At 31.6% G+C, this 15,427-nt stretch carries 8 protein-coding genes; 5 read left to right on the top strand and 3 right to left on the bottom strand.

Features of this window, described 5'->3' with window-relative positions; all coding sequences use genetic code 11:
- Positions 1-28 precede the first annotated feature (28 nt).
- Both OA93_RS12475 and OA93_RS12470 read right to left on the bottom strand, forming a co-directional pair.
- Positions 29-1,906 carry a M1 family metallopeptidase gene (locus OA93_RS12475; protein ID WP_039113617.1) on the bottom strand — a complete coding sequence of 626 codons (1,878 nt, stop codon included), beginning with the start codon at positions 1,904-1,906 and terminating at the stop codon, positions 29-31.
- Positions 1,907-1,967: 61 nt separating this feature from the next.
- The gene (locus tag OA93_RS12470; protein ID WP_039113616.1) at positions 1,968-3,599 is read right to left on the bottom strand and encodes a S8 family peptidase; all 1,632 of its coding nucleotides are present in this window, start codon (positions 3,597-3,599) and stop codon (positions 1,968-1,970) included.
- Positions 3,600-3,845: 246 nt separating this feature from the next.
- Between OA93_RS12470 and OA93_RS12465 the strand changes: the two genes are divergently transcribed.
- The 3 genes from OA93_RS12465 to OA93_RS12455 all read left to right on the top strand — a co-directional run bounded on the left by OA93_RS12465 (position 3,846) and on the right by OA93_RS12455 (position 12,346).
- Positions 3,846-6,242, top strand: coding sequence for a LamG-like jellyroll fold domain-containing protein (locus tag OA93_RS12465; protein WP_052259443.1), 2,397 nt, complete (start codon positions 3,846-3,848; stop codon positions 6,240-6,242).
- Positions 6,243-6,458: 216 nt separating this feature from the next.
- Positions 6,459-11,648, top strand: coding sequence for a T9SS type A sorting domain-containing protein (locus tag OA93_RS12460; RefSeq protein ID WP_039113614.1), 5,190 nt, complete (start codon positions 6,459-6,461; stop codon positions 11,646-11,648).
- 2 nt (positions 11,649-11,650) lie between these two features.
- A complete protein-coding gene (locus tag OA93_RS12455) occupies positions 11,651-12,346 on the top strand; it encodes a fibronectin type III domain-containing protein (RefSeq protein WP_039113612.1) in 696 nt (231 codons plus the stop codon).
- A 90-nt stretch (positions 12,347-12,436) separates the two neighbouring features.
- Here OA93_RS12455 and OA93_RS12450 read toward each other — a convergent pair whose 3' ends face one another.
- Positions 12,437-13,294 carry an MBL fold metallo-hydrolase gene (locus OA93_RS12450; protein WP_039113611.1) on the bottom strand — a complete coding sequence of 286 codons (858 nt, stop codon included), beginning with the start codon at positions 13,292-13,294 and terminating at the stop codon, positions 12,437-12,439.
- A gap of 256 nt (positions 13,295-13,550) precedes the next feature.
- Here OA93_RS12450 and OA93_RS12445 point away from each other — a divergent pair, with 256 nt between their 5' ends.
- Both OA93_RS12445 and sufB read left to right on the top strand, forming a co-directional pair.
- The gene (locus OA93_RS12445; protein WP_035618328.1) at positions 13,551-13,880 is read left to right on the top strand and encodes an iron-sulfur cluster assembly accessory protein; all 330 of its coding nucleotides are present in this window, start codon (positions 13,551-13,553) and stop codon (positions 13,878-13,880) included.
- Positions 13,881-13,976: 96 nt separating this feature from the next.
- A complete protein-coding gene (gene sufB / locus OA93_RS12440) occupies positions 13,977-15,425 on the top strand; it encodes a Fe-S cluster assembly protein SufB (RefSeq protein ID WP_039113609.1) in 1,449 nt (482 codons plus the stop codon).
- Positions 15,426-15,427: the final 2 nt, after the last annotated feature.

The raw sequence follows: 15,427 nt of genomic DNA, 5'->3' as shown, positions 1-15,427 counted from the left end.
GGCTTTTTTATTGAATAAGAGCAAAGATTTACTTCACTTCATAAACATTATTCGCAGCTTTAATATCAGCCATTAATCCGCTTGGATCAATAGTGATTTTCTTAATTGTGCTTTTGCTTTTTGAGATTGTCAAATTATAAGTTGGCATTGCCCAAGCCCAGTCATTTGAAACCGTTCTTTTCATAGAAGGATTAGGATTTTCTTTTATGAAATTCATCATTCGTAACGGAATGTAAAAACTCTCTTTTGTTCCATCTGTATATTCTACAGTTAAATCAATAGGCATTGGCATTCTTCCAATTCTTTCTAAAGTTACAACTGTTTTATCTCCACTATCAGCTACGTCTTTAATACCGTAATCAATAGTATTCGTAGTTCCTGTCCAATCGATTAAATACCAATCTAACTCTGCTCCAGAAACACGCTCAGCAGTTCTCTTGATATCGTTTGGTGATGGGTGCTTGAATTTAAAATCGCTATAATATTTTTTTAGCGTTTTATCTAGATTGTTTTCACCAATCAAATATCCTAATTGAGATAAAAAGATACTTCCTTTTACATAAGAAGAAATACTATATGGTCTGTTCTCATCATAACGATCACCATGTGTAGTTTGTGGTTGTTCTTTACCAGATTCTACCAATTTATAATACGCTGCATAATTTCCTTTAAACGGATTTTCTACTTTTTTATCTCCAGCTAATTCATTTAAAGCTAAATCTTCGATATAAGTTGTAAAACCTTCATCCATCCATGGGTGCTTAGATTCATTTGAAGCCAAAACATGCTGGAACCAAGAGTGTCCTAACTCATGCGTTGCCGTTCCTAAAATCCCTTCAAGAGTTCCGTTTCCTAACATTAGAGTACACATTGCATATTCCATTCCGCCATCTCCACCTTGAATAAATGAATATTGTTTGTACGGATATGGTCCTACTTTATGATCATAAAAATCCATTACTTTCACCATTAATGGCTCTAGTTTCTTCCAGTTTTCTGTAGTTTTTGGATTGTTTTTGTATAAGAAATGTAAATCAACATCATTTGGTCCTTTTACCACATCATGAGTATATTCTTTATCGGCTGCCCAAGTAAAATCATGTACCATTGGTGCTACAAAATGCCAGGTAAGTGTTTTTGTTTTTTTAGGATAAACTACTGTAACACCAGCATCTTCATATCCATGACCAATTTCATTTTTGTTTTGCAAATATCCAGAACCTCCGATTGTGTAGTCTTTGTCGATTGTAATTTTTACGTCAAAATTTCCCCAAACTCCATGAAATTCTCTTGCGATATAAGGATCTGCATGCCAACCTTCAAAATCAAATTCGGCCAATTTAGGATACCACTGAGACATTGACAAAGCAACACCTTCTGAGTTATTTCTTCCTGCACGGCGAATTTGTACTGGAACTTGTCCGTCAAAGTCTAATGTAAAAGTAGTTTTTGAGTTTGGTAAAATTGGCTTAGCCAAAGTAACTTCCATAACAGTTCCCGAAACTCTTGTTGTAGCAGTTACACCATCTTGCTTGAAATTGGTAATATTAAGAAAACCTATTTCATTAGGTTTTAAAGTTTTCATGCGGCTTTCTTTAACATCTTTGCCATCAACTTTTACCTTATTTATCATTCTTCCATCAGGATCTTTTATAGTCTGGATTCTTGCATCCATCTCACTTCCTGGCTGAAATGCATTAAAAAACAAATGGTAAAATACTTTTCTTAAAGTATCTGGCGAGTTATTAGTATAAACCAATTCTTGCTTGCCTTTGTATAGATAGTCTTTTACATCCATCGATACATCCATTTTATAATCTACATGTTGTTGCCAATAAGGTGCATTTTGAGCAACTAGTGAGCCAAAACTAAGGCTCAAAAAAGAAAGTAATATAATTTTTCGCATGGGCTATATAATAAAAATGGAAGGGTTGCCACCCTTCCATCGGATTAATATTCTTTACAATTTATTTTTTTGACATTTTTTCTGCCATCAATAACGCATTATAAGCATTCACCATTTTAGCCGTTTTTGACGACTCTGACGATGAAACAGCTACTGGTTTTTCAGCTGGATTTGGATTTTCACCCAAAACTACCATCGACGGAAGCAAAACACCAGAATCCATCAATATATGTTTTACTTGCGAAGCTTTTAATTTTGGATAGTACGAACGAATTAAAGCTGCAACTCCCGCAGCATTTGGAGCAGCCATCGATGTTCCTTGCAAATATTTATATTTGTTATTAGGAACTGTTGCATAGATTTCTTCTCCTGGAGCATAAACATCAACATTTATTTTTCCAAAATTAGAGAAACTAGCAATTACATTTTCTCCGTATACTTTATTAATTGCTCCAATTGTAATTAAATTATCTGCAAACTCTTTTATGTTGTCTTCAGAATCATTTGGGTAATTGATGTTTTTCTCAATATCTATATTGTATCCATCATTTCCAGCTGCGTGTACAATTAGCACATCTTTTTTAGCAGCATATTTTATGGCATCATAAACCCATTTTTTATGTGGAGAAAAGCTTTTCCCGAAACTTCCGTTAATTACTTTTGCTCCATTATCTACTGCATAACGTATTGCCAATGCAATGTCTTTATCATACTCATCTCCATCTGGAACAGCTCTTACAGTCATAATTTCGACATTATTAGCAACTCCGTCTCCACCTAAATTGTTATGACGAACCTGAGCTACAATACCTGCTACGTGAGTTCCGTGTAATGCTTTTTCTTTATCTGGTCCTGTAACATTGTTATTACCATAACGAGTATTTTTAATATCCTCTGGATTATCACCTACAATTTTACGACCATCAAATTCTTTATTCAAATTATAATTTAACTGATCATAAACCTGAGCTCTATATTCTTCAAAATCTGCTTCAGGATTAAAAGTTGGACCTGCATTACCAAAAATTTGGGTCATTATCATTTTAGCTCTAAGTACTTTTGAATCTGTAGAGCTAATTGTACTTAAATCTTCAAGATTGTAGTTTTCTTTATTCAAAGCTGTTTTCACAGTCTTGTGTACTTCTAGTAAAAAATCTACTTGTTCTTTATCTTTTAAAGCTTTCTCGTATTTTTCATTGTATTGTGCCAATGCGTTTTTATATTCAGCAGAGCCATCGTCACCTTTCTTTACGATACGAGTCATTTCTGTATTCTCGTTTACAGCATCACCAAGAAAGTTCCATCCATGAACATCATCTATAAAACCATTCTTATCATCATCGATTCCGTTACCAGGAATTTCTTTTGTATTCGTCCAGATGTTTCCTTGTAAATCTTCGTGTTCTATATCTACACCCGAATCAACAATTCCTACGATTACCTTTACTCCTTTTTTGTCTTTTAGTAATTCGGCATACGCTTTATCAACACTCATTCCGGGGATAGTATCTTTTACTAAATCCAGATGACTCCATCTTTTTAAATCATTTTCAGAAAGTGGGGCTTTTTTTACAATAACTAAAGGTGCAGTAATCGTTTCTTTAGAAGTTGAAACTTGTGCCTGTACAGTTGCACTACTAGCTAAAGCAAGTAATACCCAAGCAGATATGTAAATAGGTTTAATACTATTCATTTATGTAAATTTAATAAAAGTTAAAATATGGGCCTAAATTATGATTTTTGTTACAAAAAAAAGACAGATTAACAATCTGTTAGGAATCTGATTTAATCTTTTCTTGACAAAATGAAACGGCTCAAATATAAACATTCTTTAAGAAATGAAAATACTGAATCTAATTACAATCTGATAAATAAAATTTTAACACGAAATCATTTGTAATTTGTATCATTGCATATTCTAATTCAAATAGTTAAAATTATGATTAAAAAACTACTCTTTATTATTTTTTTGGCATTTTCCTCAACTTATGCTCAAACTTCTACTGTCCCAACATATGTACCGAAGGACGGATTACTTGCTTATTTCCCTTTTAATGGTAATGCAAATGATGCAAGCGGAAGTGGAAGCGACGGAAATCCTACAGATGTTACTCTAACTACCGATCGTTTTGGAGTTGCCAATACAGCCTACTCTTTTAATGGCATCAGCAGTAATATTAATGCTCTAATAACTAATATTCCTCAAAACAATTCTCCAAGAACAATTTCGGGATGGTTCAAGACAAATGATGCCTTTACAACCCCAGACAAATATGAAATTTGTATTTTTAACTATGGTATTTTAGCAAAAACACAAAGACTTTCTCTTTCTGTTTACTCAAAGGGATACCTCAATGTAGTAAATGGCCCTGTTTTTTCTGACGGCTCTTTTTATGTAAACAACTTTGATTATTCAAACAATGACTGGTATTTCTACACACTTACATACGATGGAACTAAAGCTTCATTATTTATCAATGGCGAATTTGTATCTGAAAATCTTATAAGCTTAAACACTACAGGCAATACTTTTAAGATAGGACAAAGAATTCCTGGGGATACTACAGATGAAAGCTTCAAAGGTAAAATAGATGATATTGGAATTTGGAATCGTGTTTTAACTCCAACAGAAATCAACGCTTTATATGAGTCTGGTGACACAAGCAGTTTTTACACATTAATCCCCGACGCAAACTTTGAGAAAAAGTTAATTGCGTTAGGACTTGATTCTGGTCCTATTAATGGGAAAGTCATGACCGCAAATATTTCATATATAACTTCCTTAGACGTATCTGCCAGTCAGATATCCGATTTAACTGGAATTGAAAGCTTTGCCGCTTTACAAGTCCTTAATTGCAGAGCTAATTACTTAACAAATTTAAACATATCCAAAAATAATGCTCTGACATATTTAAACTGTAGCAGCAATCGACTAACAAATTTGGATATTTCTAGTAACATTAATTTAAAAAATTTAAGCTGTGATAACAATCAATTAACCAGTTTAGATGCCTCTAGCAACATTGCTTTAACAACTTTATATTGTAGCTCCAATAGCGCACTAACAAATTTGAATGTTTCTAAAAATACTGCTTTAACATATTTAAAATGTAATGCTAATAAGTTGACATCTTTGAATGTTTCCAATAATACTGCTTTAACAAATTTAAATTGTAGTGACAATAAATTAACTAATCTAGATGTTGAAAAGAACGTCTCTCTAAATATTTTATACGTAGCGGTTAATCAATTAACAAATTTAAATCTTTCTAAGAATGTTAACTTAACAGAATTATATTGCGGCGTAAACCAATTAACTAATTTAGATCTTTCAAAAAATATTGCTTTAACAAATTTCGATTGTAGTGAAAATCTACTATTAGCAAGTCTTAATTTAAAAAACGGAAAAAATACGCTTTTAAAAAGTTCAAATTTGGGATTCATTTACAATCCACAATTAACCTGTATTCAAGTAGATGATGTAGCATATTCTGATGCAAATTGGTCAAGCAAAAAAGATGCTAAAGCAACTTTTAGTACCGATTGTTCTCCAAAATACATACTACTACCTGACAATAATTTTGAACAAAAATTAATTGATCTAGGAATTGATACAGATGGTTTAAACGGAAAAATTTCCAATTCAAATATAAGCACGATCACCTCTCTGAATCTTTCAAATAGTAATATTTCAGATTTAGCAGGTATTGAAAATTTCACATCGTTAACGGATTTAGATTGTAGTAATAATCAATTAACGACTCTAAACCTGAATCAAAATCTACTTTTAGAAACACTTAATGCGTCTTCTAACCAAATTACTACATTGGATTTATCAAAAAACACCAATCTTAAAATCATATATATTGCAAACAATCCGCTAGTATCATTAAACATACGAAATGGAAATAATACAAAACTTATCGTACCATCAAAAGCTAGAAAAAGAACTGCTATTAGCACAAGCTTTCTAGGTCTTAATAAGCTTGGCTGCATTCAGGTTGATGATGAGGAATACTCAAACGCCAATTGGTCAAATATAAAAGAACCAACCACGATTTATTCAAACACTTGTAAAACTTTGGGTCTCCAAGAATCCATATTCGACAAAGTTGTAATTTATCCAAACCCAACAAAAGGAGAATTACACATTAATAACATTTTGCTAAATAAAGCAACTGTTTATGATGCTTTGGGCAAATTGATAAAAACAACGACTTTCAGCACTGGTAATAATGACAACATAATTCATTTAGCTGGTTTACCAAAAGGCATTTATTATGTATATCTAGAAAGCGAAGGTGCAAATACTGCTAAAAAAGTTATCGTAGAGTAACCAACTTTAGTTTAAACTAAAAAATCCCATTCTCGTTATATATCGAGAATGGGATTTTTGTTTTAATGCCATTTTTTAAATATATAAAAATTTTAAACTTCTATTAAACATACACAACAATTTTATCATAAAAAAGATACAAAATATAGAATAAAATCAAAAAAGAAACCATTTCTAATTTGTAATATTGCAACACCTAATTTTTCAAACCAATCTATGAAAACAAAACTACTTTTATTTTTATTATTACTTTCTTTAACAATTACTGCTCAGACCAATTTGGTACCGAATGGTAATTTCGAAACTTGGTCTTCATCATCTCAACCTGACAATTGGTACCGTTTTTTTAGCGGTTATATTTCTCAGAGCACAACTGCCCAAAATGGCAAATCGAGTACAAACATGATGATTGCTACGGGAACTTTTAATTACATGAATAGTGACTTTTTTGCTGTACAGGCAAACAAAACCTATCGTGTAACTTTATATCACAGAGCTGTAAAAGGAACTTTTTCTTCTGTAGATTTAAGTTTATACCATAAACCCAGCACTTTTAAAGAGGAAATAATTAAAAAGTCTGATGTTACTTTTTCTACTACAGAATGGAGAAAAATTGAATTTGAATATACTTCAAAAATTACAGAAAACATCGAAGTTGATATATGGACAAACGGATCTCTTGATTCTGAAATCTTGATTGACAATGTGTCTGTTGTAGATGTAGCAGATGTGCCTGCACAATATACCCTTATTCCTGATGCGGAGTTTGAAAAAAGTCTAATTGATCAAGACCTAGATTCTGGAGCAATAGACGGAAAAGTACCTACATTGAATATAAAGTCTGTTAAAACGTTACAATTAAATTCGTTAGTTATTTCTAACTTAACAGGTATTCAAGATTTCGAATCACTAGAATCCCTAATTTGCAAGGGCACTGGATTTTCTAGTGCAAGTGGAGGCAATGGAAAATTAACAACTCTAAATGTTTCTAAAAATTTAAACTTAAAAACCTTAGATGTTTCTGCCAATCAATTAACTAGTCTGGATGTCTCTAAAAATACTGCTTTAACTTCTTTAGATTTCAGCGCTAATAAAATACCAGCGATTAATCTTACTAATAACACAAAATTGACTGCTTTGACTTTTAATTATAATCAAATTAAGGGTATTGACGTTACAAAAAACCTTGCTTTAGAAAAATTAGAATTCACAACTACATTAGTATCTGCTATTGACCTATCTCAAAACACCGCTTTAACTTATTTAAGATGTGTAGACAACTCAGGTATAACAACAATTGATGTATCTAAAAACATTAATCTAATCTACTTAGAAGTAAGTCTTCTTAAATTAGCCTCTCTGAATGTTTCAAAAAACACCAATTTGCTTACAATAAATTGTTATTCAAATCAAATAGCTTCTCTTGATGTTTCTACAAATATTAATTTGAATTCATTAAATTGTTCCGACAATCAATTAACCACTCTTGATATTTCTACAAATTTAAATTTACACACTTTATCTGTTTTTAAAAATCAGTTAACAACTCTTGACGTTTCTAAAAACACTAAGCTAACTGGCATTATTTGTAACTCAAATAAGTTAACGTCTCTTGATGTATCTAAGAATACTCAATTATCAAATTTTGGATGTGCTACAAATCAATTAAAGAGTTTGAATCTGAAAAATGGTAATAATTCTGCAATGAAAGGATATTCTATAATTCTTACCCAAAATCCAGATCTCTCTTGTATTGCAGTTGATGATGTTGCCTACGCAAATACAAACTGGACAGATCAAAAAGATCGCGAAACTTACTTCTCTTCTTATGATTGTGCAACTGTTACACAAATTTCAGACCCTACATTTGAAGACAAATTAATTGCTATGGGAATTGATACTGACACCAAAAACGGATTGGTATTAAACTCTAGTATTGCTGCAATAACTTCATTAGATATTTCGAGTAGTTCTATTGTTAATTTAGACGGAATTCAAGGATTTAAAGCTTTAACAACTCTAAATGCTTCTGGAAATTTATTAAAAAAAATAGATCTTTCTAAAAATAGTGTTTTAACAACCTTAAACACTTTAAACAACCCTACATTAACCTGTATTCAGGTTGCTGACCTTGCTATTGCTGCTACTTGGAATACTACTAAAGATGCTACAACAAATTTTAATTTAGATTGTAATTTTTATACCTTAATTCCAGATTCTAAATTTGAAGATAAGCTAATTGCGCTTAATATTGACAGGGATGGGAAAAATGGAAAAGTTAAAACGGAAAATATTGAATCTGTAACAAAACTAGATGTTTCTAACCTTGACATTACCGACTTGACAGGTATACAGGATTTTAAAAATTTAAAAACTTTATATTGTAACGGCTCTAACTCTTTTAATGTTTCAACTGGAAAATTAACAAAACTAGATGTTTCGAAAAACCTAATGTTAACGGAATTAAATTGTTCCTACAATCAATTAACCAATTTAGATGTTTCAAAAAATCTGTCATTAGGAGTATTATACTTAAACAATAATAAATTTACGGAGATAAATTTTTCAGCAAACAAAAACTTAACAACGCTTATTTGTAGTAACAATCCAATAACTAAAATTAATACCTCCGAAAATCCTGCATTAGCTTATTTATATTGTACTGATGTTTCTGTAACAAGCCTTAATGTAACAAACAATTTAGCATTAAAGGCTCTTGATTTTGAACGCAATACTATAACTGATATTGATGTTTCTAAAAACACAGCTTTAGAGTTTTTAAATTGCGCCCAAAACCCAATATCTTCATTGAACCTGACTAACAATAAAAACTTAAAAACCCTTAATTGTTCTGGAAGCTATTATCAAAATAGTGGGGGATCAGGCAAAATCACCACTTTAAACCTTTACAACAACCCTTTACTTACCACTTTAGATTGTGGTTCTAATCAATTATCCAAACTTGATTTGAGCTCAAATCCGAAGATTGTGACTCTTCGCTGTTACGGGAACATTTTGACCGATTTAGATCTTTCTAAAAATACAGCTTTGACACAAGTAAGTGCTAACAGTAATAGATTAAAAAGCATAAATTTTAAAAACGGAAATAACACCAAAGCAACTACTGTTGAATTCAATTCTAATCCAAGCCTAGATTGCATACAAGTTGATGATGTTAGTTATGCTAATTCTAATTGGAGTACTAAAAAAGATGAAACTTCAAATTTTAGTACAGATTGCGCTTATTCAACACTAATTCCAGATCCTAAATTTGAAGATAAACTAATTGCTCTAGGAATTGATTCTGGCGAAAAAGATGGTAAAGTACTCACTCAAAACATTGCAAACCTAACTTCTTTAGATGTTTCAAATGCTCAAATTAGTGATTTAACTGGTATTGAATCTTTTATTAATTTAGAATCATTAGCAGCCAATACAAATAGTTTAACAAAAATAAATGTTGCTGAAAATCAAAAATTGACTAACTTAAATGTTTCAAAAAACCAATTAACGAGATTAAATGTTAACAATAATCTTAAACTTGTAAGTATTTATTGCAGTGATAATTTACTTACGAATCTTGATTTATCAAAAAACTTAAGTTTAATCACTACTTATTGTCCTAACAACAAATTGACTTCATTAAATTTAAAAAATGGAAACAATATTGCTTCTGATATTTCAGGCATCAAAAATTTTACAAATAATCCAGATTTAAGATGCATTCAAATAGATAATGAAACTCATGCGAATGCAAAATGGGCATCTTACAAAGATAGTAGCGCTAATTACAGTTCAAATTGTGAATATTCAACAGCAATTCCAGATCCTAAATTTGAAGACAAATTAATTTCTCTTGGAATCGATTCAGGTGAAAAAGATGGCAAAGTAGCTACAGTAAATATTAGTGGTATCGTAAAAATAAATTTAGACAGTTCAGAAATTAAAAATTTAACCGGGATTCAGGATTTTGTCTCTTTAAAAACTTTATCTCTTAGAAATAACCAATTAACAACTTTAGACATTTCTAAAAACAATGATTTGATAAGTTTAGATGCTTCTCTTAATCAATTAACAAGTATAGATATTTCTAAAAACACTAATTTAAGAAGTTTAGACGCTTCTCTTAATAAGATAACAAGTATCGATGTTTCTAAAAATACAAAATTAGAAAGTTTGATTATTACAAATAATGAATTTACAGATCTAAACATCTCTAAAAACACAAATTTAACTGCATTATACATTAATTACAATAAAATATCCACTATTGATATCTCCAAAAATACATTACTAACTTCTTTATACGCAGTTAGTAATAAATTGGAAAGTCTAAACCTTTCAAACAATAAATTTTTAGCTGTATTAGATGTAGCATCTAACCAAATATCAAGTTTAGATGTTTCCCAAAATACTCTTTTACAAGTCATAAAAATATCAGAAAATATTCTAAAGACATTTGATGTATCTCAAAATCCAGCTTTAAATTTTTTAACTGTTAATAATAACCAATTAACAAGCCTTAATCTAAAAAACGGCAAAAATACATTACTAACTAGCGGCTATATCTCTCTTTATACAAATGCAAAATTATATTGTATTCTTGTTGATAATGTCACTTATGCTAATACCAATTGGTCTAATAGAAAAGATGATTTTGCAACTTTTAACACAGAATGTACGGGAGAATTAACTTTACCAGTTAACAATTTTACTGTTGAAGCTAAAGGAGAATCTTGTATTGGTGAAAATAATGGAGAAATAAGTATTGTTGCAAAAAGCTCATTTGCTTATACTGCAACGATCAATGACGAAACGTATGCTTTTACTAACAATAGTTTAAAAGTGGCTAGTTTAACTCCAGGTGTTTACAAAATCAAAATCACGATTCCTGAGATGATTTTCGAGCAAAACTTTACTCTTACTATTGCAAAAGGCGCTACAATTACAGGAAAATCAAGTATGACATCTAAAACAGTCGATGTAGAAATTACAGCCGGAACTGCACCATTTACTGTTTTTGTTGATGGTACTGAACAGTTTCAAACCAATGACGCAACATTTTCTGTAGATGTTACTAAAAATGCCTTAGTAGAAGTAGCCACTGCAAAAGCTTGTGAAGGTGTTTTTGCCAAAAAGGTTACAGTTTCAGATTTTGATGCTGACTATCAAATTTTATCTGCTTATCCTAACCCTACTGCAGGTAATTTTGAAATTGAAATTCCAAGTGTTAAAAATGAAATTAAAATAGAATTATACAATTTCTCAGGTCAATTAATTTCGGCTAAAACATATCCTATCGAAAGCGGAAAGGCACAATTAAATATTGAAAATCAACCTTCAGGAATTTATGCAGCCAAAATTTATTTAGACACTCCGGAATACATTAAAATTATAAAAAAATAAAAATGAAGAATTTAATATACCTATCCATCATTGGCTTTTTATTCACAGCTTGCGGCAGCGGCGGAGATGATTCAGACCCTACTCCCGAAGCAAATGTAGCACCAACAGCACCTGCATTAGTCCTTCCGGCAGACAATAAACTATGCGTAGACAATACTGTTTCGTTTCAATGGAAACTTTCTACAGATGCCAATAAAGACCTGATAACGTATCAAATTCAAGTTGCAAAAGACAATACGTTTACTCAAATCGTAAAAACAAACGAAGTTACAGTTGATAATTCTTCGATAAGTTTAGATAAAAATACGGCATATTACTGGAGAGTAAAAGCTACCGACAGCAAAGGTTTATCTAGTACTTATTCGCCTACCTATAAGCTGTACACAACTGGTAAAGCTGTAGTGAATCATTTGCCATTTTCTCCTGAATTAGTACAACCTGCTATTAATTCTGTATTGAATACAGCAACTGCAACTTTAAAATGGAAGGCGACTGATGTTGATGCGACTGATGTTCTAACTTATGATGTTTATTTTGGAAAAACAAATCCGCCTACAGCAAAAGTAAGCGAGAATACAAGTGCAACTTCATTTGATGTTACACTTGAACCTGCAACTCAATATTTCTGGAAAGTTGTCGTAAAAGACAATAAAGGAGGAGAAACAATTGGACAGGTTTGGAAATTCAAAACCAACTAAAATTTTAATAATTACAATTAGTTAACTAAAAAAATCCCATTCTCTTTATATATAGAAAATGGGATTTTTTTTATGTTTGATTTTTTCTGTTTAAAAAATGTCTTCACAAGTAAAAACATCTTTAAGGCGAACACCTTTTTCAGTATGTTCTACCGTTATGATTTGATTGTGTGCATCATGTTCCAGAAACAAATAGTAATTGTTATCTGCGGCAGCGTTTAGGAATTTTGCTTTTTCAGGTAGCGTTAACAAAGGTCGAGTATCATATCCCATAACATACGGTAACGGAATATGTCCGGCTGTAGCCAATAAATCAGCACAAAAAACAATCGTTTTATCTTGGTACTGAATATGCGGAATCATTTGTTTTTCGGTATGACCATCGGCAAAGAAAATACCAAAGCCAAGTTCAGATGTTGGAAGAAAATCTGTTTCTGGTCTTTTTATAAAATTTAATTGTCCGCTTTCTTGCATTGGCAAAATATTCTCGGACAAGAAAGAAGCTTTCTCACGAGCATTAGGTTTCGTTGCCCATTCCCAATGATTTTCGTTACTCCAGAATTTTGCATTTTTAAACGCTGGTTCATACCCTGTTTTATCAGCATTCCATTGTACACTTCCTCCACAATGATCAAAATGCAAATGCGTCATAAAAACATCGGTAATATCATCTCGATGAAACCCATATTGAGCCAATGATTTATCTATAGAGTGTGAGCCCCAAAGCGAATAATACCCAAAAAACTTTTCAGTTTGCTTATCACCCATTCCAGTATCAATCAGAATAAGTCGATTACCATCTTCAATAAGCAAACATCTTGCGGCGATATCTATTAAATTGTTAGCATCGGCTGGGTTGGTTTTATTCCAAATAGTTTTAGGTACAACACCAAACATTGCACCTCCGTCTAATTTAAAATTTCCAGTTTCTATAGGATATAACTTCATTATATTTTTTATTATAAAATTAAACATCAAAAAAGCAAAATCACGATATATTCAAAAAAACTATCAAATAGCGTCTTAAATTATCAAAACCTCAAACTTTTTAAATAATCCTGCAATTTAACAAAATCCTTTTGCATTAAATGAAATCAAATAGACTTTATCTATTTTAACATTAATTATAAAAATGTTAAGCGTTATGGAAAAAGGTTTTTATATAGTATCTTTGCCCATAATTTAGACAATAATCTATATAACAATGATAAAGGTTTCAGATACTGCCAAAAAGAAAATTATCGACTTGATGCAAGACGATGGTTTTGATGCCGCACATGACTACGTGAGAGTAGGCGTGAAAAGTGGTGGTTGCTCCGGTTTATCATATGATCTAAAATTTGATAAAACCAAAGGAGACGACGATAAAATATTCGTAGACAATGATATAACTATTGCTGTCGAGAAAAAATCATTTCTGTATTTAGCTGGAACAATATTAGAGTTCTCAGGTGGATTAAACGGAAAAGGATTTGTATTTAATAATCCAAACGCAAGCAGAACTTGTGGTTGTGGAGAATCTTTTTCTCTATAAATAATTAAATGATTGCAAAATTTAAAGATTTAAAAATTGCGTAAGTGATTTTGATATTTAAATCCTTCAATTTTTAAATCTTTCAATAAAAAAACAATGAGCAAATACACAGAAGACGATTTAAAAATCGAACTCGAAACTAAAGAATACGAATACGGATTTTATACAAATATAGAATCGGATACGTTTCCTATTGGGCTAAACGAAGACATAGTTCGTGCCATTTCTCTAAAAAAAGAAGAACCTCAATGGATGACCGATTGGCGTATTGAAGCTTTTCGTGCATGGGAAGAAATGATTGAACCAGAATGGGCAAATGTACATTATCAAAAACCCGATTTTCAGGCTATTTCATATTACTCTGCTCCTAAACAGGTAGATCCAAATAAAACATTAGACGATGTTGATCCGGAACTTTTAGAAATGTACAAAAAGTTAGGAATCTCTGTCGATGAACAAAAAATGATGAACAATGTCGCTATGGATATTGTTGTCGATTCTGTTTCTGTTGCCACTACTTTCAAAAAAACATTGGGAGAAAAAGGCATTATTTTTTGCCCAATTTCAGAAGCAATTAAAGAACATCCAGAATTAGTTCGTAAATATTTAGGAACAGTTGTACCACAAAAAGACAATTTTTATGCTGCATTAAATTCTGCAGTATTCTCAGATGGTTCATTCTGTTATATTCCAAAAGGCGTTCGTTGCCCAATGGAACTTTCAACTTATTTCCGAATCAATCAAGCAGGAACAGGACAATTCGAAAGAACATTGGTTATTGCTGACGAAGGAAGTTATGTATCATACCTGGAAGGCTGTACAGCACCAAGCCGTGACGAAAATCAATTACACGCTGCTGTAGTAGAATTAATCGCTCTTGATGATGCTGAAATTAAATACTCGACTGTTCAAAACTGGTATCCAGGAAATAAAGAAGGAAAAGGTGGGGTTTTTAATTTTGTAACCAAAAGAGGTTTATGTGAAACTAACGCAAAAATTTCATGGACTCAGGTTGAAACTGGTTCTGCCGTTACTTGGAAATATCCTTCTTGCGTTTTAAAAGGCGACAATTCGGTAGGTGAATTTTATTCGATTGCCGTTACCAATAATCACCAACAAGCGGATACTGGAACAAAAATGATTCATTTAGGAAAAAATACTAAATCGACTATCATTTCAAAAGGTATTTCGGCTGGAAAATCACAAAACAGCTACCGCGGATTAGTGCAAATAAGTGCTCGAGCAGATAATGCCAGAAACTTTTCACAATGTGACTCCCTTTTAATGGGTAATAATTGCGGTGCGCACACTTTCCCTTATATCGAAAGTAAAAATCCTTCTGCAAAAATAGAACACGAGGCTACAACAAGTAAAATTGGTGAAGACCAAGTATTTTACTGTAACCAACGTGGAATTCCAACTGAAAAAGCAATTGCATTAATTGTAAACGGTTTCAGTAAAGACGTTTTAAATAAACTTCCAATGGAATTTGCTGTAGAGGCACAAAAATTATTAGAAATTTCTTTGGAAGGTTCTGTAGGATAAAA

The sequence above is a fragment of the Flavobacterium sp. KMS genome, assembly GCF_000813005.1.
In the GTDB taxonomy this organism is placed as follows: domain Bacteria; phylum Bacteroidota; class Bacteroidia; order Flavobacteriales; family Flavobacteriaceae; genus Flavobacterium.
Note: the sequence above shows the minus strand (reverse complement) of the source record. Positions and strands in the feature narration are given on the sequence as shown.